Annotated in this window: 16 protein-coding genes and 1 pseudogene; 12 read left to right on the top strand and 5 right to left on the bottom strand. The window is 73.1% G+C overall.

The annotated features are described in order from the left end of the window. Positions 1-3: 3 nt before the first annotated feature. Both C6361_RS29170 and C6361_RS29165 read right to left on the bottom strand, forming a co-directional pair. Complete coding sequence (locus C6361_RS29170; RefSeq protein WP_107269680.1) at positions 4-1269, bottom strand: hypothetical protein; 1266 nt, start codon at positions 1267-1269, stop codon at positions 4-6. Further along, on the bottom strand, positions 1266-2654 hold the full coding sequence (locus C6361_RS29165) for a hypothetical protein (RefSeq protein ID WP_107269679.1): 1389 nt from the start codon (positions 2652-2654) through the stop codon (positions 1266-1268). The genes C6361_RS29170 and C6361_RS29165 overlap by 4 nt, the downstream gene beginning before the upstream one ends. Positions 2655-3172: 518 nt before the next feature. Between C6361_RS29165 and C6361_RS29160 the strand changes: the two genes are divergently transcribed. The 8 genes from C6361_RS29160 to C6361_RS29125 all read left to right on the top strand — a co-directional run bounded on the left by C6361_RS29160 (position 3173) and on the right by C6361_RS29125 (position 13146). Then, positions 3173-4579, top strand: coding sequence for a hypothetical protein (locus C6361_RS29160; protein ID WP_107269678.1), 1407 nt, complete (start codon positions 3173-3175; stop codon positions 4577-4579). Positions 4580-4670: 91 nt separating this feature from the next. Next, positions 4671-6569 (top strand): nucleoside-diphosphate sugar epimerase/dehydratase, encoded by a 1899-nt coding sequence (locus C6361_RS29155; protein WP_107269677.1) that lies wholly within the window; start codon positions 4671-4673, stop codon positions 6567-6569. A gap of 225 nt (positions 6570-6794) precedes the next feature. Then, complete coding sequence (locus C6361_RS29150; RefSeq protein WP_159079530.1) at positions 6795-7895, top strand: Gfo/Idh/MocA family protein; 1101 nt, start codon at positions 6795-6797, stop codon at positions 7893-7895. Between the two features lie 17 nt (positions 7896-7912). Further along, positions 7913-9037, top strand: coding sequence for a DegT/DnrJ/EryC1/StrS aminotransferase family protein (locus C6361_RS29145; protein ID WP_107269675.1), 1125 nt, complete (start codon positions 7913-7915; stop codon positions 9035-9037). Positions 9038-9304: 267 nt separating this feature from the next. After that, positions 9305-9784, top strand: coding sequence for a hypothetical protein (locus tag C6361_RS29140; RefSeq protein WP_107269674.1), 480 nt, complete (start codon positions 9305-9307; stop codon positions 9782-9784). Further along, positions 9777-11255, top strand: coding sequence for a hypothetical protein (locus C6361_RS29135; protein WP_107269673.1), 1479 nt, complete (start codon positions 9777-9779; stop codon positions 11253-11255). The genes C6361_RS29140 and C6361_RS29135 overlap by 8 nt, the downstream gene beginning before the upstream one ends. Further along, entirely contained in the window at positions 11252-12628 is a 1377-nt protein-coding gene (locus C6361_RS29130; protein WP_234359076.1) for a S8 family serine peptidase, read from the top strand. The genes C6361_RS29135 and C6361_RS29130 overlap by 4 nt, the downstream gene beginning before the upstream one ends. A gap of 56 nt (positions 12629-12684) precedes the next feature. Continuing rightward, positions 12685-13146: a hypothetical protein gene (locus C6361_RS29125; protein WP_107263714.1), complete on the top strand. Its 462-nt coding sequence runs from the start codon at positions 12685-12687 to the stop codon at positions 13144-13146. Between the two features lie 117 nt (positions 13147-13263). On the opposite strand, the gene pgm is transcribed toward C6361_RS29125, so the two are convergent. From pgm to C6361_RS29110, 3 genes and pseudogenes are all read right to left on the bottom strand, one after another. Further along, on the bottom strand, positions 13264-14910 hold the full coding sequence (gene pgm / locus C6361_RS29120) for a phosphoglucomutase (alpha-D-glucose-1,6-bisphosphate-dependent) (RefSeq protein WP_107269672.1): 1647 nt from the start codon (positions 14908-14910) through the stop codon (positions 13264-13266). Positions 14911-14994: 84 nt separating this feature from the next. Then, positions 14995-16233, bottom strand: a pseudogene (gene glgC, locus C6361_RS29115) (glucose-1-phosphate adenylyltransferase); the annotation flags it as partial. Between the two features lie 178 nt (positions 16234-16411). Beyond that, complete coding sequence (locus C6361_RS29110) at positions 16412-17302, bottom strand: LysR family transcriptional regulator ArgP (protein ID WP_107269671.1); 891 nt, start codon at positions 17300-17302, stop codon at positions 16412-16414. Between the two features lie 72 nt (positions 17303-17374). Between C6361_RS29110 and C6361_RS29105 the strand changes: the two genes are divergently transcribed. The 4 genes from C6361_RS29105 (at position 17375) to glgB (ending at position 23490) form a co-directional block, all read left to right on the top strand. Then, positions 17375-18016 carry a LysE/ArgO family amino acid transporter gene (locus tag C6361_RS29105; protein ID WP_234359075.1) on the top strand — a complete coding sequence of 214 codons (642 nt, stop codon included), beginning with the start codon at positions 17375-17377 and terminating at the stop codon, positions 18014-18016. Positions 18017-18051: 35 nt separating this feature from the next. Continuing rightward, the gene (gene glgA / locus C6361_RS29100; RefSeq protein WP_107269670.1) at positions 18052-19278 is read left to right on the top strand and encodes a glycogen synthase; all 1227 of its coding nucleotides are present in this window, start codon (positions 18052-18054) and stop codon (positions 19276-19278) included. 67 nt (positions 19279-19345) lie between these two features. Further along, a complete protein-coding gene (locus tag C6361_RS29095) occupies positions 19346-21394 on the top strand; it encodes an alpha-1,4-glucan--maltose-1-phosphate maltosyltransferase (RefSeq protein WP_107269669.1) in 2049 nt (682 codons plus the stop codon). Beyond that, complete coding sequence (gene glgB, locus C6361_RS29090; protein WP_107269668.1) at positions 21382-23490, top strand: 1,4-alpha-glucan branching protein GlgB; 2109 nt, start codon at positions 21382-21384, stop codon at positions 23488-23490. The genes C6361_RS29095 and glgB overlap by 13 nt, the downstream gene beginning before the upstream one ends. Positions 23491-23507 lie beyond the last annotated feature (17 nt).

Raw genomic sequence — 23507 nt, 5'->3', positions numbered from 1 at the left:
GGATCAGACCGGTTCGAGCACCGGTTCCGCCGGGTGCCGGACCCGCAGCAGCGACCGGTAGCTCCACCACCAGCCGACGGCGCCGAAACAGGCGACCCCGGCCATCGCCCAGGCCGCTCCGGCCGCCCCGAACAGGTGTCCGGCCCCGACGACCGCGCCGACCCGGATCGGGGCGAGAGCCGCACCCAGGGCCAGGGTCCGGGCGCCGGCCCGCTCGATCCGGTGCCCGGCCGCGGCGACCATGGTGGCCACCATGAAGACGCTCTCGACGGCGAGCGCGGGCAGCAACGGGCGGGCGAACTCCCAGTTCCCGCCGAGCAGCGCCCGGCCGACGGGATCCGGCAGGGCGGGCAGGGCCAGCGCGAGCGGCCCGACCAGGACGACGATGCCGGCGGTGACCCGGCCCGCCGCGCGGAGCCGGATCCGTGGCTCGGCGGCCCCGCTCCGGGCGAGGTACGGAATCAGCAGCGCGGAACCGGCGCCGATCAGCAGGGTGATCGGGCCGAGCGCGGTCCTCGCCCCGCCCAGTGCGCCGACCACGGCGGTTCCGGCCACCGCCGCCAGGGTGGCGGTGGCGAGTTGCGCGGTCCCCGAGCCGACCAGGAAGTGCAGGCCGAACGCGAACGCGCTCCGGGTCTCGGCCCGCCCGACCGGCCAGCCGGGCAGCAGCGCGCAGCGCCGCCGGACCGCCCCGAGACAGCCGACCAACGCCCCCGAGCCGGCCCACACCACGAAGGCGGTCGAGGCGTCGATCCGGCCCGCCAGGGCGAGCGCCGCCCCGGCCGCGCTGGCCGACGTCCAGAGCAGCTCGTACCGGAGGATCCGTCGGGGGTCGGCCACCCCGAGGCCGTACGCCTTGAGGTAGTCGTAGAGGACCAGTCCGGGCAGCGCCAGGCCGACGACGACCAGGTAGCGGTTCCCGGCCAGTACCCCGACCGTGCCGAGGAGGACTCCGGCGGTGCCGCCGAGCAGGCAGATCCGCCGCGCGGAACGGCGGAACGGCGCCGGGTCCCGCCGATCCGCCTCGGCCAGCACCGACTCGGTGACCATGGCCCGGGCCAGGCCGGAGACGAGGACGTACAGCGAGAAGGCCAGCGCGTACCGGCCCAGTTCGCCGAGGGAGCCGCCGTGCGCCACGGTGACGGCGAGCAGCATGTTGCCGAGGCTGGACGTCGCGGTGACCAGCACGGCGATCGGGGCCCGGCCACCGGTGGGGATCCGGCCGCGCAGTCCCCGCAGTGTCGCCCGCCAACCGGGCCCGGCCGTCACCGGGCCGGTCGGCCGGCCCGGGGCACCGGCACCCGGCCGGGCGGACGGGCCGGGACCGGCCGGTCCACCGGGGTACGCCGGGTCAGCAGCAGCACCAGGAAGACCGGCGCGGCGGACACGGTGTTCTGGGCCGCCGCGATCGTCGACTCCGGATGGCCGTTCGACCAGAGCAGCGGTCCGGCCACCACGAAACAGAACAGGCTCAGCCGCAGCGGTCCGGGTGCACCGCGCAGCCGGAGCAGCAGCCCGGTGACCAGCGCCCAGCCGCCGTAGTAGACCACCACTCCGGCCCGGCCGTCGACGAAGTAGACGGTGCCCAGGGTGAGGAAGTTGAACGAGGACTTGTCGCTGCCGCCGAGGAACCGGTTGATCGCCGCCCCGGTGGCCAGCGGTGGCCGGCCCGGGTCGAGGATCCGGGGCACGAGGCCGTACCGGAGATACCCGGCGGGGCCGGGCTGGCCGACGTCCACGGGTACGTCGTAGGCGCTGGCCCGGCCGATCTGCTGGTCGAACCGGAGCCGGTCGGCGGCGGTCACCTCGCTGGAGACCCTGACGCCGTTCTCCGCGCGGATCGTGTTGCGCACCGTGAACAGCGTCGGCCAGGCCAGGAAGAGCAGCACGGCGGCGACCAGCACGTAGCGGGCCCGGACCACCCCGCAGATCGCGCCGGCCGCCGCCACGAAGGTGAGGTAGCCGACGAGTGTGGCGGAGATGGCGGTCAGGAACACCAGCAGCACCTGCACGCCGACCAGCGCGGCGGTCCAGCGGTAGAGGCTGCCCAGCCGGGCCTGGCCAGCGTGGAAGCTGGCGACCAGGAGCGCGAAGGCGAGGTACTTCCAGCCGGAGACGAGGGCCACCACGTTCACCAGCGGCGACGCCGCCTGCGCCCCGGCGACCTGGGCGAAGACGCTGCCTCGGCCGGCGTACCCGCCGACGAGTTCGGCGACGATGCTGAGCACGGCCACCGCGCGGGCGACGAGGAAGAGCCGCGGGTACCCGGAGTTGGCCTCGGCGAGGGTCCGCCGGCCGGTGTCCCGGGCGGTGCGGCGGCGCCCCGGCCCACCCAGCGGCGCGAGCACCGTCTCGACCAGTACCGAGGCTGCCAGGGCCAGGCCGAGCAGCCCGAGTACGAACCCGAGGTCGGGATTGCGGTTCAGCACCGCCATCGGCAGGACCAGGATCAGGTACGGCGCCAGCAGCAGCACGCTGACCGGATAGCGCTGGAGCAGCCGGACCAGCCGGGTACGGACCGGCGGCGGCCGTACCGGCCGGGGGTCGGCTCCGCCGGGGTCGGCCGGTGTGGACGTGGCGGGTGGGCGCTGCCGGCCGGGCCGCCCGTACGGGACGGACGGGTCACCCCGGTGCGGGGAGGTGACGATCTCCATCTAGCGGTGACCCCGACCTTCGGGTGGCAGCTCCGGGCGCCTCTGGCCATCCGTCAACGGTCCGGGTCCCCTCCCTGTCCCAGTCGACCGGCAGGGTCGACACCCCGTGGGCCACCAGGGTCAACGAGGGCGCCGGAGAACCGTCACGCATGATCTGCCGATTTTCCCGTCACCTCGATCCGGCCGCAGCGTTCAGTACAAATAGGGATGATTTTGGGCAAGAGCGTATTACCGTCACCGGGACGGTGGTCGGGCCCGCCGCCCCCGCTCTGGCCTCCCCCTGGGCCGATCCCGCACACCGACCCACGGCACCGCGCCCGGGCAGCAGAGACGCGAAGGTGACTTCCCACGATGCGCGAGGCAGGACTGCCCACCGGCACCTCGTCCGGTTCGTCGCGGGCCGGGACCGGCGTCGCCCCCGATGCGACGCCGGAGATCCCGAACGCACCCACCCGACCGCTCCGGCCACCCGGTTCTCGGATCCGGGTAGCCGGTCCGGCATCCGCCGAGGGCCGGCCGTGACCGTCTCGGTGCTGACCGGCCTGGTGTTGCAGTTCCTCGCGGCCGTCATCGTGCACGTGGCGATCCGGGGTGACTGGCTGCGGCGCCCGGCCGCCCTGATGCTGCTGATGGCGATCCTCGGGCACGGCATCACCGAGGTGATGCAGTGGATCTGGCCCGGCCGGAACGCCTACTTCCGGGACTACGTCTCGCAGGCCGCCCTGGACAACTGGATCCGGCTGGTCTCGGTCGCGATCCTGAGCTACGCCGTCGCCTACGTCCTGGTGCTCCGGATCCGTCGCCGGGACGCGGGGACGGCCGGCGGGAAGAGCAGCGCGCACATCTCCCGCCTCCGGCTCGGCTGGCTGCTGCTCCTCGCCGCTCCGCTGCTGCTCGCGACCTTCCAGGGCCGGGGCGCGCTGCAACCGGTGGCGCCCGGGCAGACCGCGTCCCGGGAGAACTACGCGCTGGTCGGGCTGGCCGGTCAGTTCCTGGTCCCGCTCCTGGCGGTGATCGGCGCGGTCGTCCTGGTCCGGTACGGCAGCCGCTGGATGCTCCCGCTCTTCGTCGTCCAGGGCGCGCTGCTCTCGATGGCGGGCAGCCGCTCGATGATCGTGACCGCCTGCCTCCTCTCGCTCTTCGGTGCGCGGCTCTGCGGGGTACGCCTGTCGCGCAGGCAGGTCGCCTGGGTGGTGGTCGTGGTGGCCTTCTTCACCGTGCTGATCTCGTCGACCCGCTCCGTCGCCGGGCGGGAGACCTTCACCCAGGGCATCGGCGCCGAGCGGCGGATCGACGGGCTGGTCGACGGCGTCGCCGCGCTGCCCACCGCGGAGAGCCGGGAGGCGGTGCTGAACGACGTCGTCTACCGCTTCGACACCAACACGTTCGGCACGCTGGTGCTGGAGAGCCTCTCCCGGCACACGCCGCCGGTCGGGCTGGAGACGACGCGGAACAACCTCCTGATCGTCGTACCGAGCTTCCTCGATCCCGACAAGCTCTCGCGTACGGTCGAGAGCCGCAGCGAGGAGTCCTTCCTCGACCGCCGGTTCGGGTTGGACCAGCGGGTCGACTGGCTCCCGGGGATCTTCGGCGCGATGCTCGGCTACTTCGGAGCGCTCGGCCTGCCGGTGCTGGCGCTGCTCTTCGGCGCGGCGATGGGTGTCGCCGAGCGGTTCGCCCTCCGCCGGGCGAGCACCGCCCGGTTCCTGCTCGGGGTGGGGCTGGCGCAGTGCGCGCTGCTCTACTCGGCCGGCCCGCAGGCGCTGTTCGTGACGATGCGCGGCGTGCTCTTCTTCGTGCTCCTGCTCTGGGTCGCCGCCGCGCTGCGCCGCGGCTACGTCGCCGTCCGATTCCCGGCCGGCCCGGTCGGGACATCGAGGATGAAGACGTCCAAGGAGACGAAAAACGTGAAAGTGGCCCCTTAGTCCTCACCAAGGGACTAAGTGTGGTTTACCCGCCGGGAGTTCCCCGCTGAGCTGCCCGAATACCGCTCACACCAGTACACCAGGAGGCTCCATGCCGCCCAGCGCCGCCGCCACGACCGGAAGCCCGCCGACCACCCGGCGCCGGCGGCCCGGATTCGACCGGGCCGCCCTCCTGGTCACCGACGCCGCGGCCTGGACGATCGGCTTCGGCTCGGGCGCCTGGACGAGGTACGAGTTCGCCCTGACCACCAGCCAGCTCGTCCGGGCGCTCGCCGTCGGCATGCTCGCCGCCGCGCTGCACGCCACCATCGCCTCGGTCGGCCGCCGCTATCTGGGCCGGCATCCGCTCGGCAGCCTGCCCGACCTGCGCGCCCTCTCGGTCGCGGTGGCCGGCACCGCGATCCTGGTCTTCCTGGCCGACATCGCCCAGCCGGACCGGCCGGTCCCGGCCAGCACCCCGCTGGTCGGTTCGGCGGTGGCCCTGCTGCTGATGGTCTGCGCCCGGGTGGCGTACCGGCACCGCCGGGACCGCTGGCTGCGCCCGGACACCCGGTCGGCGACCCCGGTGCTGCTCTTCGGCCTCGGCTCGGCCGGTCAGGGCCTGCTGCACGCCCTGGTCACCGATCCGCAGGGCAGGTACCTGCCGGTCGGGCTGCTCGACGACGACCTCGACAAGCGGAACCTGCGCATCGACGGCGTCCGGATGCTGGGCGGTCGCCGGGAGATCCGGGAGGCGGTCGCGCAGACCGGAGCCACCACGGTGATCTTCTCGGTGGCGAACGCGGACGCCGACCTGATCCGGGAGATCCGGGACGCCACGCTCCAGGCCGGCGCCGACTTCAAGGTGCTGCCGCCGGTCTCCGAACTGGTCGACCACCGGATCGGCGTCGCCGACGTACGCGACGTGGAGATCGACGACCTGCTGGGCCGCCGGCAGGTGGCCGCCGCCCTGGTCACCGCCGACTCGACGCTGACCGGGCAGCGGGTACTGGTGACCGGCGCCGGCGGCTCGATCGGCGCCGAACTGTGCCGGCAGATCCTCCGGGCCGATCCGGCCGAACTGATGATGCTCGACCGGGACGAGTCGGCGCTGCACAGCCTGCAACTCTCGGTCACCGGCCGGGCCCTGCTGGACGGCCCGGAGCTGATCCTGGCCGACCTGCGCGACAGCGAGGGAATCGCGCGGATCGTTCGCGAACGGCGCCCGGACATCATTTTCCACGCCGCCGCGCTCAAACACCTCACGCTTTTGCAGCGGCACCCCGGAGAGGCGATCAAGACGAATATCTGGGGCACGCTGTCGGTCCTGAACGCCGCTCGGGACGTGGCCAGATTCGTGAACATATCAACCGACAAGGCGGCGAACCCGATCAGCGTACTCGGCTATTCCAAGCGGATCACCGAACGGCTGACCGCGTACGCCGCCGCGAACAGTCCCGGCACATTCCTCAGCGTACGGTTCGGCAATGTGCTGAGCAGTCGGGGATCCGTGGTGACCGCGTTCCGGGCGCAGATCGACGCCGGCCTGCCGATCACCGTCACGCACCCCGACGTCACCCGCTACCTGATGAGCGTGCACGAGGCCGTGCAACTGGTGCTCCAGGCCGCGGCGATCGGGCGCGACGGCGAGGCGCTGGTGCTCGACATGGGCGCCCCGGTACGCATCGACGACCTGGCCAGGCAACTCGCCGCGCACGCACCCGGCCAGCCACGAATCGTCTACACCGGTCTGCGGCCCGGCGAGAAGCTGCACGAGGATCTGCTCGGTGACGGCGAGGTCGACGTACGGCCGCTGCACCCGCTCGTCTCGCACGTCTGCGTCCCGCCGCTGAACCCGACCGAGGTGACCGGACTGGACCCGTTCGACGAGCCGGAGAAGGTGATCGAACGCCTCGCCTGGCTCTGTGCCCAACCGGAGGGTCCCATCCCGCCCGTGGCGCTGGTGCCGAACACCCGAAACGCTCGTCCCTCCTCGTCCCGGTCGACGTGAGGCCGGTCGGGAACTGGACACGCCGCTGGCGGGTCGCCGCAGGTCGTTGCAGGATTTCGGAGAAATTGCCGCCGGAGCGGGCGGCCAGCGTCACCCGCCTGTCGACACATCTGTTCGACCGTCGAAAGCGAGTGATTCCCGCCGAACCGAATTCGCGTCACAGAAATTGTCCGCGCGATGTTCGGCGACGGTTTCCACAGTCACCGACATCCTGGAGACACCACCGTGACCGAGAAGTTCGGCCTGATCGGCTTCGGCTACTGGGGCGCCAACCTCGCCCGGAACCTCGACAAGCTGGCCGGTGACCGGTGGCGCTGTCTGGTGGACGCCAGCCCCGAACGGCGGCAGGCGGCCACCGAGCGCTACCCGCGGGTGCGGGCCACCGGCGACCTCGACGCGCTGCTCGACGACGACGAGGTCCGGGCCGTCCTGATCGCCACCCCGGCGCCGAGCCACGCACCGCTGGCCCGCCGGGCGCTGGCGGCCGGCAAGCACGTCTTCGTCGAGAAGCCGCTGGCGATGTCGGTCGCCGACGCGGTCGCGCTGGCCGAGACCGCCGACCGGTACGGCCTGGTGCTGATGGTCGGGCACACCTTCGAGTACGTCCCGGCGGTCGAGCGGATGCGCGACTACATCCGGTCCGGCGAGATCGGTGACGTCCTCTACCTGCACTCGCAGCGGCTCAACCTCGGCCGGATCCAGAACGACCTGCACACCTTCTGGTCGATCGGTCCGCACGACGTCTCGATCGCCAACTACCTGCTCGACGCCGAGCCGCGCTGGGTCGCCGCCCAGGGCGGGCGCTACCTGCACGACGGCGTCGAGGACGTCACCTTCGTCACCGTCGGCTATCCCGGCGACGTGGTGGCACACATGCACGTGAGCTGGCTCGACCCGGCGAAGACCCGGCGTACCACCGTGGTGGGCACCCGGCGGATGCTGGTCTACGACGACCTGAACACCGACGCCCGGCTCACCGTGCACGACAAGGGGGCGGAACCGCTGGAGCCCGACGGGGACGGCGTACGGCGCTACCGGCTGCGCGACGACGCGGTGCACGTACCCGTGCTCTCCCCGGCCGAACCGCTGAGCCTGGAGTTGCGGCACTTCCTCGACTGCGTGCGGACCGGGGCACGCCCCCGGACCGACGGATGGAACGGCGCCCGGGTGGTGGCGGTGCTGGAGGCCGCCGACGCCTCGCTGCGGGCCGGCGGCGCGACCGTGCCGGTGCCGCCGGTCCCCGGTCCGGTGGACGCCACCGCGACGCCCGGCGGGCGCCCGCACCCGGACGGCCCGCATCCCGACCTGACCACGGCGGCACACTGAGCACAGAGGAGCGTGACATGCCCGGAATTCCCCTGGTCGACCTGGCCGCCGCGTACGACCGGCACCGGGCCGCGATCGACGCGGCGATCCGCGACGTCGTCGAGGACACCCGGTTCATCCTCGGCCGCGAGGTCGGCGAGTTCGAGTCCGCGTTCGCCGCCTTCTGCGGCACCTCGCACGCGGTCGGGGTCGCCTCCGGCACCGCCGCGATCCACCTGAGCCTGGCCGCCCTCGGCGTCGGGCCCGGCGACGAGGTGGCGGTGCCGGCGCACACCTTCGTGGCCACCGCCGAACCGGTGAGCTGGCTGGGCGCCCGGCCGCGCTTCGTCGAGGTGGACGCCGAGACCGGCGGGATGGACCCGGACGCGCTGAAGTCCGTCCTCGACCGGGTCCGGGCGGTGCTGCCGGTGCACCTCTACGGCCTGCCGGTCGACCTGACCGCGATCGGCGCGCTCGCCACCGCCGCCGGGGTACCGCTGATCGAGGACGCCGCCCAGGCGCACGGCGCCGAGTACCTGCACGACGACGGTTCGGTCGTCCGGGCCGGGGCGTACGGCCGGATCGGCTGCTTCTCGTTCTATCCCGGCAAGAACCTCGGCGCGTTCGGCGACGCGGGGGCGGTCACCACCTCCGACCCGGCCCTGGCCGAGCGGATCCGGCGGCTGGCCGACCACGGGCGCACCAGCAAGTACGAGCACCTCACCGTCGGCTACGCGGCCCGGCTGGACACCATCCAGGCGGCCGTACTCGCGGTCAAGCTCGGCACCCTGGCCCAGGGCAACCAGCGGCGGCGGGAACTGGCCGCGTCGTACCGGTCCCGGCTGGACGGGGTCGGTGACCTGGTACTGCCGGCCGAGCCGCCGAACCGGCGCGGCGTCTACCACCTCTTCGTACTCCGTACCCGGCACCGGGACGGTCTGCTGGCCCACCTGCGGGACGCCGGCATCGGTGCCGGGGTGCACTATCCGATCCCGTTGCACCTGCAACCGGCGTACGCCTCGCTCGGGTACCGCCCCGGCGACCTGCCGGTGACCGAGGCGTGGGCCCGGGAGTGCCTCTCCCTGCCGATCTATCCGGAACTCACGCAGGAGCAACTGGAGACGGTCGTCGCCGAGGTACGCGGCTACTTCGAGCGGGTGTGACGGAACTCGACCGGGTGTGACGGAACTCGACCGGGTGTGACGGAACTCGACCGGGTGTGCCGGAACTCGACCGGGTGTGCCGGAATTCGAGCGGGTGTGCCGGAAAGGCCCGGCGGATCGGGACGCCGGACCGGTCGGGAGCCGCACACGGGAGCGCACACCGTCCACTTCGGCATCCGGCCCGCGTCCGATTTGACAACAACGCCCTGTTGTGCTTCGGCTACAATGAGCGGCGACGATGTCACCCAACCACGGGGAGGGGTTTCGATGAGCCCGGTTGGTCCATCGGTCGGCGGGGCGGCCGGCGCCGCGATCGGCGCGGCAGCCGCCGCGGTCATCGGACAGATCAATGTGGAGATCGACGGTCTGGCGAGCGTGGCGGCGGCGATGCGCGAGGAGCTCAAGGAGGGCTACCGCACCCAGGTCCCGCCGGTGCACGACGCCATGCAGCACGGCGCCACCATCGGCGACCGGCTCGAGGGCGACGACTGGCTGCGGCTCCAGGACCGCTACGACGAGTGCATCCAGAAGAGCCTGGAGGCACTGGTCAACCTGGACAAGGGGACCCAGGCGGTGGCGCAGGCCGCGGAGCGGATCGCGGCCAACTACCGCGGCTCCGACGCGTTCGCGCACGCCACCGTCAGCGACGTGCACGAGGTCCTGCCGCCGACCGCGCAGACCAGGCCGGAGGCCCGGGCGAACCCGGCCGCACCGGCCACCGGGACGGGAGGCGACGGCAATGGCTGAGGAGTACATCCCGCGCCTGTGGCGGCTCGTCGACGCGGCACAGCAGAGGTTGCAGCCGAGCCGGGAGCAGGTGGCGGCCTGGGAACGGGCGTCGGGCATGCTGGGCGGCCATGCCGCCAGGTTGCAGAACTGCCGTAACCAGCTCGCCGCGCTCTGGCCGCCGGAGCAGAACGCCGCCTCGGCGGCGTACATGGCCGAACTGGACCGGCTGATCGAGGCGAGCCGGCAGACGTCGACCGCGGCCCAGAACAACGCCACGCACATCGGGCACGTGGCGGACGCCATCGAGCAGGCCCGGACCAAGCTGGAGCCGATCTACCGGGAATACCTGGAAAACCAGCGAAAGCTCGCCGACTACCAGCGCCAGGTGCAACTGGCCGGCGACATCGGCGGGACGGTGGGCGGAACCGCCGCGTCGCGCTTCGGTCTGACCGCCCTGGGCCAGAAGGCCGGCGACTTCCTCGGTGAGGGCGCGATGAAGGTGCTCACCGACCCGCCGGTGAGCGATGCCCAGCAGGCGGCGCTGGTCGCCCGGGCCCGCGCGGTCCAGACGGAGATGGACGGGGCGGCACGGGACGGCGCCGGCCGGATCCGGCCACCGGAGGGATACAAGCCCCCGGTGATCATCAGCGACGACGGGCGGGAGTTCGACGACGACCCGGACGGGACCGTCCAGCCGCCCATCGTCCACCCGCCGCCGCGCCGTCGGGCGGAGCGGGAGGACTCCGGGCCGGGCTTCGTCGACGGTACGCCGCCACCGACCATCCACACCGAACTGACCCCGGAACAGGTCACCCCGCCCACCTCCCCGGTGGACGACGGTCCGACCCTGACCGGTGTCGCCCCGCCGATCGCCGGGCCACCTCCGCCGGTGACCCCGGTTCCGCCCGGCCCACCGGTCGGGGTACCGCCTCCGACACCCCCGGTCGTCCCGCCGACCATCGGCGTTCCGCCCCGCATCGGTGGACCGCCCGGGGCCGGGCCGGGACTGGGCAACGTCCCACGAAGCGGTCCCGGCGGGACGGGAAAGGTCGGCCCGTTCGGTTCGGCACCGACCGGGGTGCCGCCGGGCGGCGTGATCGGCGCCCGCCCCGGCGGCGGTGCCGGCGTGCCACCGGGCGGCGTCGGGACACCGCGCCCGGGCGGCGTACCCCGGGGGGTGAATCCGGTCGGTGGCGTCATCGGGCCGCAGGGCGGCCGGCCCGGCACCGCCGGCGGGGCCGGTGGGGTCCCGGGCGGCGCCAGGGCGGGCACCCGCCGTCCCGGCTCGGGAGCCGGCGCCGCCGGTTCCGGCGTCTCGGGCGTGCCCGGCGGCGCCCGTGGCCGGCGGGACGCCGACGAGCCGGAGCAGCGGCAGTGGGATCCGGACAACCCGTGGGAGGTCGAGCAGGGCGTCGCGCCCGAGATCGAGCCGAACCGGGACGTCGGCCGGCACGAGCCCGGCGGCGGGATCCTCGGGAAGGACAGGTGAGCGGAGCCACCCGGTTCCACGCACGGCTGCCGCGCTGGTGCGCGGCAGCCGTCTGCGGTCTGCTCGCGGTGCCGCTCGGCGCGCCCGCGGCGTCGGCGGACTCGGCCCGGGACCGGCAGTGGCACCTGCGGGCGCTCGGCGTCGCCGAGGCGCACCGGGTCACCCAGGGTGCCGGGGTCGTGGTGGCGGTGCTCGACACCGGGGTACGCGCCGACCACAAGGACCTGACCGGCAACGTGCTGCCCGGTGTCGACGTGACCGGCGCGGAGACCGACGGCCGGCAGGACGCCGACGGACACGGCACCGCGATGGCGGGACTGATCGCGGCGCACGGACACGGGTCCGGCAATGCCGACGGCGTCCTCGGAATCGCCCCGAAGGCCAAGATCCTGCCGGTCCGCGCCATGCGTACCGAGTCCGGTGCCGGGGACGACCTGCCCCGCGCCATCCGGGAGGCGGTCCGCCGCAAGCCCGCAGTGCTGTCGCTCTCGCTGAGCGGCGGCGCCAGCGAGAGCCTGGAGCAGGCGGTCCAGGAGGCGCTGGCCGCCGACATCGTCCTGGTCGCGGCCGCCGGCAACCGGCCGAACGACGCCTTCGTCGGCTATCCGGCGGCCTACCCGGGAGTACTCGCCGTCGGGGCCACCGGGCGGGACGGGAAACTGGCCCCGGTCAGCGTCACCGGTGACCCGATCGGGCTGGTCGCACCCGGGGTGGAGATCGCCTCCAGCAGCCGGACCGGGGCGTACCGGTCGGGCACCGGGACGAGCGACTCCACGGCGATCGTGGCCGGGGCGGCGGCCCTGGTCCGGGCGAGGTACCCGGATCTGCCCGCGGCCGAGGTGGTGCACCGGCTCACCGCCACCGCCACCGACCGGGGTAGCCCCGGTCGCGATCCGGAGTACGGGCACGGCGTACTCGACCTCGTCGCGGCACTGACCGCCGACGTCGAGCCGGCCGGAGCGCAGCCGAGCCCGGGGACCGGACCGACTCCCACCACGGACCCGACCTCACCGGCGGTGGCCGCTCCCCCGCCCGGCGACGGGTCGACCGAACTCCGGCTCAGCCCCGCCGCGTACGCGATCGGCGGCGCCTGCCTGCTGGTGCTGCTGGCCGGTGTCGGCGTACTCGGCTGGTTGCTGCTGCGGGGTCGACGCCGCCGGCAGGGCGGCCCCGGGCCACCACCCGTACCCGGGCAGCCGGTGCCGGCCCATCCCGCCCCGGTGCCGAGGTATCCGGGACCACCGGGTGCCCGCCCGTATCCGTCCGCTCCTCCGGCGGCGCCGGAGCACCGGGGTGGCCATCCGCCGGGCTACGGCCCGCCCGGACCGCCGTACCCGCCGACGCATCCCGGCGCACCGCCGCCGGGCGGATAGCCGGCCGGGTCGGGGCTCGACCGGCACCGGCCGGGGTGGGGGGTACCGTGCTGGGGATGCGGCAGGGCGGGCCCGGGGACTGGGCGGAGCAACGACGACAGGCGATCACCGCCCGGGCGATGGCCGACCAGGCTCGCCGGGAGGCGGAGCACGAGGAGGCCCGGCGGCTCGTCGAGTCGTTCGCGGCGGCGGCCCGGGAGCGTGGGCTGCGCCAGACCAGGCTGACCGCGCTCGGCTACGACGGCCGTACCCGATACCGGACCAACCTCACCGGCTGGTATCTGGACCTCGCCCGGATCCACGCGGTGGACGCGGCCGGGAACTTCTACCTGCTGACCGTGCCGACCAGCCTGCGTGCCCGGTTGACCGGGGCGACCCCGCAGCCGCAACCGCCGAAACTGGTCGTCGGCGAGGGCGGGCCGGACGGCCAGTCGATGCCGCTGGCGGCGCTGCTGCGCAAGCGGCTGGACGCCGGTGACCGGTGGCCCGAGCCCCCGGCGCCGCCGGCACGGGACTGACCTCCGCCGCGATGGCACGGCCGCCGAGCAGCCGGGAGAGGCGTTGCCGGCCGCCGCGACGGGTGCTCGCCGCGACCGGCGCCCGCCGCAGATCCGGGCCCGGCCCGACCCGGCCGGTCAGCCCTGCTTCAGCACGTCGGTGATCAGGGCCTGGGCCTCCTCCTGGAGCCGGCCGAGATGCTCCGGCCCCCGGAACGACTCCGCGTAGATCTTGTAGACGTCCTCGGTGCCGGAGGGGCGGGCGGCGAACCAGCCGGACTCGGTGCTGACCTTCAGCCCGCCGATCGCCGCACCGTTGCCCGGCGCCTCGGTCAGGGTGGCGGTGATCGGCTCGCCGGCCAGTTCGGTGGCGGTGACCTGGTCCGGGGAGAGCTTTCCGAGCACGGCCTTCTGTTCCCGGTCGGCCGGCGCGTCGATCCGGGCGTACGCCGGCTCGCCGAACCGGCTCACCAGGTCGGCGTAGTGCTCGCTCGGGGTACGCCCGGTCACCGCGATGATCTCGGCGGCGAGCAGGCAGAGCAGGATGCCGTCCTTGTCGGTGGTCCAGGTCCGGCCGTCGCGGGCCAGGAACGACGCCCCGGCGCTCTCCTCGCCGCCGAACCCGACCGAGCCGTCCAGCAGTCCCGGCACGAACCACTTGAAGCCGACCGGGACCTCCAGGAGTTTCCGGCCCAGGTCGGCGGCGACCCGGTCGATCATGGAGGAGGAGACCAGGGTCTTGCCGACCGCCGCGTCGGCGGACCAGTCCGGCCGGTGGCCGAATAGATAGGAGATCGACACCGCCAGGTAGTGGTTCGGGTTCATCAGCCCGCCGTCCGGGGTGACGATGCCGTGCCGGTCCGCGTCGGCGTCGTTGCCGGTCGCGACCTGGTAGTCGGCGCGCCGGGCGATCAGCGAGGCCATCGCGTGCGGGGACGAGCAGTCCATCCGGATCTTGCCGTCCCAGTCCAGGGTCATGAACCGCCAGGTCGGGTCGACCAGCGGGTTCACCACGGTCAGGTCCAGGCCGTGCCGGTCGGCGATCTCGCCCCAGTACGCCACGCTCGCGCCGCCGAGCGGGTCCGCGCCGATCCGCACCCCGGCGGCCCGTACCGCGGCGAGGTCGAGGGCCGAGGGCAGGTCGTCGACGTACTCGGCGAGGAAGTCGTACCGGCCGGTGGTGACGGCGGCGCGCGCCCGCGCGTACGGAATCCGCCTCACCTCGCGGAGTCCGTCTGCCAGCAGCGCGTTCGCCCGCTCCTGGATCCACCTGGTCGCGTCGGTGTCGGCCGGCCCACCGTGCGTCGGGTTGTATTTGAAGCCCCCGTCCGACGGCGGGTTGTGCGACGGGGTGATCACGATCCCGTCGGCGAGCCCGCCGGTGCGCCCGGAGTTGTGCCGGAGCACGGCGTGCGACAGCGCCGGGGTCGGGGTGTAGCCGTCCCGGCTGTCGACCAGCACCGTCACCTCGTTGGCGGCCAGCACCTCCAGCGCGCTGACCATCGCCGGCTCGGAGAGCGCGTGCGTGTCGCGGGCCAGGTACAGCGGCCCGTCGACGCCCTGGTCCCGCCGGTATTCGCAGGTCGCCTGGGTTATCGCCAGGATGTGCCGCTCGTTGAAGGCGGCCCGCAGGCTCGATCCACGATGCCCCGAGGTGCCGAACGAGACCTGCTGCGCCGGGTCGGCCGGGTCCGGCTGCTCGGCGTAGTACGCGGTGACGAGCCGGGGCACGTCTACCAGGTCCTCGGGCTCGGCGGGCTGGCCGGCGCGGGCGTGGACCGACATGTGACCTCCTTCTGGCACGGGCGTGGGCGGGCGGAGCGGGTCCGGCACCGCCGGTGGTGGCCGACGGGCGGTGTGGCCGGCGGGTCAGGGCTCGACGCGCTGCCCCTTGCCGACGACCACGATGCCACGGTCGGAGACCGTGTACCGCTCACGGTCGCGGTCCAGGTCCACGCCGATCTCCGCGCCCTCCGGCACCACCACGTTCTTGTCCAGGATGGCGTTGCGGACGACGGCGTGCCGGCCGATCTCCACCCCCTCCATCACCACCGAGCCTTCCACGTGGGCCCAGGAGTGCACCCGGACATTCGGCGAGACGACGGAGTTCTCCACCAGCGCGCCCGAGATCACCACACCCGGGGAGATCATCGAATCCACCGCCCGGCCGACCCGCTCCTCCAGGTCGTGCACGAACTTGGCCGGCGGCCACGGCGGGTGGTCGGTGTAGATCGGCCACTCGTAGTTGTAGAGGTTGAAGACCGGGTGTACGGCGATCAGGTCCATGTGCGCCTCGTAGAACGAGTCCAGCGTCCCCACGTCCCGCCAGTACGCCCGGTCCCGGTCGGTGCTGCCCGGCACCTCGTTGTCGCGGAAGTCGTAGACGTTCGCCTCGCCCCGCTCGACCAGCATCGGGATGATGCTGCCGCCCATGTCGTGCTTGCTGGTCCGGTCGGCCGCGTCGGTCTCCACCGCCTCGCAGAGCAGCTTGGTGGTGAAGACGTAGTTGCCCATCGAGGCGTAGATCTCGTCGGGCGAGTCCGGCAGCCCCTTCGCGTCGGTCGGCTTCTCCCGGAACGCCTGGATACGCCGGCCGTCCGAGCCGACCTCGATCACGCCGAACTGGTCGGCGGAGGCGAGCGGCTGGCGGATGCCGGCGACCGTCACCCCGGCGCCGGAGGAGATGTGCTGCTCCAGCATCTGCCGGGGGTCCATCCGGTAGATGTGGTCGGCGCCGAAGACGATGACGTAGTCCGGCTGCTCGTCGTTGATCAGGTTGAAGCTCTGGTAGATCGCGTCGGCCGAGCCGGCGAACCACCACGGTCCGCGGCGCTGCTGCGCCGGTACCGGAGTCACGTAGTTGCCGAGCAGGTTCGACATCCGCCAGGTCTTGGTGACGTGCCGGTCCAGCGAGTGCGACTTGTACTGCGTCAGCACCACGATCTTCAGGAACCCGCCATTGGCCAGGTTGGACAGCACAAAATCGATCATGCGGTACATGCCGCCGAACGGGACGGCGGGTTTGGCCCGGTCGGCGGTCAGGGGCATCAGTCGCTTGCCCTCTCCCCCGGCCAGGACGATCGCGAGGACCTTGGCTGACATGTCACGACGGTAACGGAGCCGGCAGTCCGCCGCACGGGGCTCGTCTGCTTCGTCCCACCAAGATCTTCAACGGCCCGATTCGCCCGACTCGCCCCACCGGTCGAGCACCGGGCCCGGGGTGGGGCGGAAGCGGGGCGCCTCGGTGACGGTTACCGGTCGAGCGCCGGGGACGGGGCGGGGGCGGTTACCGGTCGAGGGCCTCGGCGGCCGCCTCGGCGACACGGTCGGCCAGGATGCCGAGGAGCCGGGAGTCGAGCCGCCACTGCTGCCAGTAGAGCGGAACCTCGATCACCGCCGCCGGGTCGATCGGCACCAGGCCGCCGGCCGGGTAGCGGTCGCTCTGCTGGGGCGGCACCATCCCCCAGCCGAGGCCGAGCCGGATCGCCTCGGGGAAGTCCCCGGAGGACGGGACGTAGTGGCGCGGCGGGGCCCAGGCCCGGCGGGACCGCTGCCGGAGGTAGCGCTCCTGGAGGTCGTCCCGACGGTCGAAGACCACCATCGGGGCGCGGGCCAGCGCATCCAGCGTGGGACCCTCCGGCAGCCAGGTCCGGACGAACTCCGGACTGGCCATCGGGCGGTAGCACATCCGGCCGAGCGGGCGTACCGCACAGCCCTGCACCGGGCGGGACTCCGAGGTGATCGCCGCCATCGCCGTACCCTGGCGGAGCAGTTCGACGGAGTGGTCCTGGTCCTCGCGGTAGACGTCGACACAGATCCGCTCGCGGGCGGCGGCGGCCAGCGCCGGGAGTACCCAGGTGTTCAACGAGTCGCCGTTGACCACGATCGGGATCCGGCTGAACTCCGCCGGTTCGGCCGGGTCCTGCCCCAGTTCGCCGAGCGCGTCGGTGACCAGCAGCGCGACCTGGCGGGCCAGCCGGAGCACGACCTGCCCCGACGGCGTGGGGCGGGCCGGCTTGCCGCGCTCGACCAGCACCCGGCCGACGGTGCTCTCCAGCGCCTTCATCCGCTGGCTGACCGCCGACGGGGTGACGTGCAGCCGCCGGGCCGCCGCCTCGAACGAGCCGTGGTCGACGACGGCGACGAAGGTGCGGAGCTGCTCGAACTGGAGGTCCATGTTAAGCAAGACTAATGAATCGTAAGAATGATTAGCTGGAGTGGTCTGGCCGGCTTCCCTATGGTCGAGCCCGTGATCCTCTCCTCCACTGCCGCCGCGACCGGCCCGGCGCCGCTGCTCGTCACCGGATTCGGCGTCGGCCTCTCCCTGATCGTGGCGATCGGCGCCCAGAACGCGTACGTGCTCCGCCAGGGCGTACGCGCCGAACACGTCCTGCCGATCGTGCTGATCTGCGCCGTCTCGGACGCGGTGCTGATCCTGGCCGGCATCACCGGGATCGGGGCGGTGGTCGAACGCGCCCCGGTCGTGCTCACCGTGGTCCGCTGGGCCGGCGCCGCCTTCCTGATCGGCTACGGCCTGCTCGCCGCCCGCCGGGCCTTCGGCACCCAGAGCCTCCAGGCCGGCAACGGTGGCAACGGCGTGACACTCCGCACGGCCGTACTCACCGTGCTGGCGATGACCTGGCTCAATCCGCACGTCTACCTGGACACCGTCCTGCTGCTCGGCTCCATCGCCAACACCCACGGCCCGTCCGGCCGGTGGTCGTTCGGGGCCGGAGCCGCGCTCGCCAGCCTCGTCTGGTTCGCCGCACTCGGCTACGGCGCCCGCCGCCTCAACCGCGCCTTCACCCGTCCCGCCGCCTGGCGCATCCTGGACGCCCTGATCGCGACGACCATGCTCACCATCGGCCTCGGCCTGCTGCTGGACGCGTGACCTACCTCCAGCGCTCGGCTAGGGTGCCGGCTGTGATGGGATTCGCACCTGATGATCGGCGGCTGCGGGTTGACCTGCTGACCCGGGAGTACCCCCCGGAGGTGTACGGCGGGGCCGGGGTGCACGTCGAATACCTCGCCCGGGAGCTGCGTTCCCGCGCCGACACCCGGGTGCACTGCTTCGGCGCGCCCCGGCAGCCCCCGTACGCCGAGCCGGGCGTCACCGCCTATCCCGAGCCGGCCGAACTGGGGCACGCGAACGCCGCCCTGCGGACCATGGGGGTGGACCTGGCGATGGCGGCCGGTACCGCCGGCACCGACGTGGTGCACAGCCACACCTGGTACGCCAACCTCGCCGGACACGTCGCCAAGCTGCTGCACGGGGTGCCGCACGTGGTGACCGTGCACAGCCTGGAGCCCCTGCGGCCGTGGAAGGCCGAGCAGCTCGGCGGCGGGTACGCGCTCTCCTCCTGGTGCGAGCGGACCGCGCTGGAGGCCGCAGACGCGGTGATCGCGGTCTCCGCCGGGATGATGCGCGACCTGCTGGCCGCCTATCCGGCGGTCTCACCGGACCGGGTACGCGTGGTGCACAACGGCATCGACACCCACCAGTACGCCCCCGACTCCGGCACCGAGGTGCTGGACCGGCTCGGCATCGACCCGGGCCGGCCCAGCGTGACGTACGTCGGCCGGATCACCCGGCAGAAGGGCCTGCCGTACCTGCTCCGGGCGGCGCGCCGGTTGCCGGCGGAGGCCCAGCTCGTGCTGCTGGCCGGCGCCCCGGACACGGCGGAGATCGCCGCCGAGGTGGAGGAGCTGGTCACCGAGCTGCGGGGCAGCCGGGAGGGCGTGGTCTGGGTGGCCGAGATGCTGCCCAAGCCCGAGGTGATCCAGATCCTCAGCCACAGCACCGTCTTCGTCTGCCCCTCCGTCTACGAGCCGATGGGCATCGTCAACCTGGAGGCGATGGCCTGCGAGACGGCGGTGGTGGCGACCGCCACCGGCGGCATTCCCGAGGTGGTCGCGGACGGCTCCACCGGCCTGCTGGTGCCGATCGCCCAGGCAAGCGACGGCACCGGTACCCCGCTCGACCCGGAGCGCTTCGTCGCCGACCTCGCCGACGCGATCACCGAACTGCTCGACGACCCGAAACGCGCCGTCGAGCTCGGCCGGGCCGGCCGGCGCCGGGCGGTCGAACACTTCTCCTGGGACGCCATCGCCGACCGGACCCTGGCGGTCTACCGGGAAGCCCTCGGCGGCTGACCACCGGCCGGCCGGTGGAGAATTGTCTGACGGGCGGGCGTCGATCATTGCCAGTAGGTTGGGCAGGGTGAGTGGACGGATCCCGATCGAGGACGTGACGCCGTCCGTGGCGGGTGGTCGCTACCCGGCCAAGGCGGTGGTGGGAGAACTGGTCCCGGTGACCGCCCGGTCGTACCGGGAGGGCCACGCGGCGATGGGCTGCCAGGTCGCCTGGCGCGGCCCGGACGGTGTCGAGCGGCCGGTGGTCCGGATGCGCCCCGGCCCGCATGTCGACGACCGGTGGCACGCCACGATCCGCCCGGATGCGGTGGGCGCGTGGAGCTTCACCGTGCAGGCGTTCGAGGACCCCTACCTGACCTGGCGGAACGCCGTCGTCAAGAAGATCGACGCCGGGCAGCAGGTGGCCGACCTCGCCAACGACCTGGCCGAGGGCGCCGACCTGCTGGACCGGGCCGCCGACGGCGTACCGGAGGCGGACCGGGACCGGGTCCTCGGTGCCGCCACGGCGCTGCGGGACGACGAGCGGCCGCTGCCCGAGCGGGTCTCGCCCGCGCTGGACCTGGCGGACCTGCTCTGGACCCATCCGGTCCGGACGCTGCTGACCGACGCACCGGCCCAGCCGATCTGGGTCGACCGGCGCAGGGCGCTCTTCTCCGCCTGGTACGAGTTCTTCCCGCGCTCCGAGGGGGCGGTGCTGGCCGCCGACGGCCGGCCCGCCCGGTCCGGAACCTTCCGCACCGCCGCCGAACGGCTGCCCGGGGTCGCCGCGATGGGCTTCGACGTGCTCTACCTGCCGCCGATCCACCCGATCGGCCGGAAGAACCGGAAGGGCCGCAACGCCGCCCTGGTCGCCGGACCCGACGACGTCGGCTCGCCGTGGGCGATCGGCGCGGCCGAGGGCGGCCACGACGCCATCCACCCGGACCTCGGCACGCTCGACGACTTCCGGGCGTTCGTCGCCGCCGCCGAGGAGGTCGGCCTGGATGTGGCGATGGACCTCGCGCTCCAGGCCGCGCCGGACCACCCGTGGGTGACCGCGCATCCGGAGTGGTTCACCACCCGGGCGGACGGGTCGATCGCGTACGCCGAGAACCCGCCGAAGAAGTACGAGGACATCTATCCGATCAACTTCGACAACGATCCGGAGGGGCTCCGGGCCGAGGTGCTGCGGGTGGTGCTGCACTGGGTCGGGCAGGGCGTCCGGATCTTCCGGGTGGACAACCCGCACACCAAGCCGTTCGACTTCTGGCACTGGCTGATCTGGGAGGTCAAGCGGCACGACCCGGACGTGCTCTTCCTGGCCGAGGCGTTCACCCGACCGGCGGTGATGCACGGGCTCGGCAAGATCGGCTTCACCCAGTCCTACACCTACTTCGCCTGGCGGACCAGCCCGGCGGAGCTGCGGGAGTACTGCACCGAGCTGGTGGCGGCGGCCGACCACATGCGGCCGAACTTCTGGCCGAACACCCCGGACATCCTGCCGGAGCACCTCCAGCACTGCGGGCCGCCGATGTTCAAGATCCGGGCGGTACTGGCCAGCCTCCTCTCGCCCTCCTGGGGGATCTACGCCGGCTACGAACTCTTCGAGCACGTGGCCCGGCCGGGCGCCGAGGAGTACCTCGACAACGAGAAGTTCGAGCTGCGCCCCCGGGACTGGTCGGCGGCCGAGGCGGAGGGGCGGTCCCTGGCCCCGTTCCTGGCCCGGCTCAACGCGATCCGGCGGGCGAATCCGGCGCTGCACTGGCTGCGCAACCTGGTCTTCCACGAGATCGACAACCCGGCGCTGCTCTGCTGGTCGAAACGGGACGAGCAGACCGGCAACACGGTACTGGTGGTCTGCTCGGTCGATCCCGGGCAGGTGCAGTGGGGCAACACCGTGCTGGACATGCCGGCGCTCGGCTTCGACTGGCACGAGCGGTTCACCGTGCACGACGAGCTGACCGGTGCCCGCTACGACTGGGGGCAGCACAACGCCGTCCGGCTCGACCCGTTCCTCCTCCCCGCGCACGTCTTCACGGTGCACCGGCACGACGGCCCGCCGGGCGACGCCCCCGAAGCCGGGGCAGAGCCCACCGACGCCACCGCCGGACCGGAGGGGCTGGGATGGACGAGCTGATCACCGGTACGACGCACGACCCGCACGCCCTGCTCGGTGCCCATCCCGACGGCGACGGCACGGTGATCCGTACCCTGCGCCGGGGCGCCGGCACCGTCGAGCTGCTGGTCGGCGCGGAACGGCAGCCGATGCGCCGGGTGCACGACGAGGGGGTCTTCGAGGCGAGGGTCCCCGGCACGGCGCGCGACTACCGGGTGGTGGTGGACGGCGGCGAACCGCGCGACGACCCGTACCGCTTTCCGCCGTCGGTCGGCGAGCTGGACCTGCACCTGATCGCCGAGGGCCGGCACGAGCGGCTCTGGACGGCGCTCGGTGCCCGGCCGTCCGACGGCGGCGGGGTGTCGTTCGCGGTCTGGGCGCCGAACGCCCAGGGCGTCCGGGTGGTCGGCGACTTCACCGGCTGGGGCGCGCACGAGGGCTGGCCGATGCGGTCGCTCGGCAGCAGCGGGGTCTGGGAGATCTTCGTCCCGGAGGCGGCACCCGGGCAGCGGTACAAATACCGGATCCTCTCCCGGGACGGGCAGTGGCGGGACAAGGCGGACCCGCTGGCCCGGCGTACCGAGGTGCCGCCCGCCACCGCCTCCGTGGTGGACCGGTCCGGCTACGAGTGGTCCGACGCCGACTGGCTGGACCGGCGGGCCCGGCGGCAGCCGCACCAGGAGCCGATCAGCGTCTACGAGGTGCACCTCGGCTCGTGGCGGCCGGGTCTGTCCTATCGGGAGCTTGCCGAGCAGCTCACCGCGTACGTGCTCGACCTGGGCTTCACGCACGTGGAGTTCCTGCCGGTGATGGAGCACCCGTTCGGCGGCTCCTGGGGCTACCAGGTGACCGGCTACTACGCCCCGACCGCGCGCTTCGGCGACCCCGACGACTTCCGCTATCTGGTGGACCGGCTGCACGCCGCCGGCATCGGGGTGCTGCTGGACTGGGTACCGGCACACTTCCCCCGCGACGACTGGGCGCTGGCCCGGTTCGACGGCACCCCGCTCTACGAACACCCGGACCCGCGCCGCGGCGAGCACCCGGACTGGGGCACCTACGTCTTCGACTACGGCCGGCCCGAGGTCCGCAACTTCCTGGTGGCGAACGCCCTCTACTGGTGCGAAGAGTTCCATGTGGACGGTCTGCGGGTGGACGCCGTCGCCTCGATGCTCTATCTGGACTACTCCCGCTCCGACGGCGAGTGGCTGCCGAACGAGCACGGCGGCCGGGAGAACCTGGAGGCGATCGCGCTGCTCCAGGAGGTCAACGCGACCGTCTACCGGCAGCATCCGGGTGTGCTGATGGTGGCCGAGGAGTCGACGGCCTGGCCGGGGGTGACCCGGTCGACCGACTCGGCCGGGCTGGGCTTCGGCTTCAAGTGGAACATGGGCTGGATGCACGACACCCTGAGCTATCTCGGCAGGGACCCGATCTACCGGCAGCACCACCACAACGAGCTGACCTTCTCCCTGGTGTACGCCTGGAGCGAGAACTACCTGCTGCCGATCAGCCACGACGAGGTGGTGCACGGCAAGGGGTCGCTGCTCGGCAAGATGCCCGGCGACCAGTGGCGCAAACTGGCCGGGGTACGCGCCCTGCTGGCGTACATGTGGGCGCACCCGGGCAAGCAACTGCTCTTCATGGGCTGCGAACTCGGCGACGACCGGGAGTGGAGCGAGACCCGGGGGCTGGACTGGCGGCTGACCGACGATCCGGGCCGGGCCGGCGTGCAGCGGCTGCTCCGGGACCTGAACCGCGGCTACCGGGACAACCCGGCGCTCTGGTCCCAGGACACCGTGCCGGCCGGCTTCCGGTGGATCGTCTCGGACGACGCCGCCAACAACACCCTGGCGTTCGTCCGGATCGCCACCGACGGCTCCCCACTGGTCTGCGTGGCGAACTTCGCCGCGCTGCCCCGCGAGGGCTACCGGATCGGACTCCCGCTGGCCGGGCGGTGGTCCGAGATCCTGAACACCGACGCGGACTGCTACGGCGGTTCCGGGGTGGGCAACCTGGGCGCGGTCACCGCCGACGACCAGCCGTGGCACGGCCTGCCCGCCTCGGTGGCGCTGCGGGTGCCGCCGCTCGGCGTCCTCTGGCTCCGCCCGGGCTGAGCACCGGCCGGGGCGGG

The sequence above is a fragment of the Plantactinospora sp. BC1 genome (assembly GCF_003030345.1).
Classification (GTDB): domain Bacteria; phylum Actinomycetota; class Actinomycetes; order Mycobacteriales; family Micromonosporaceae; genus Plantactinospora.
The sequence above is the reverse complement of the archived record's forward strand: the minus strand, read 5'-3'. Positions and strand labels throughout refer to the sequence as shown.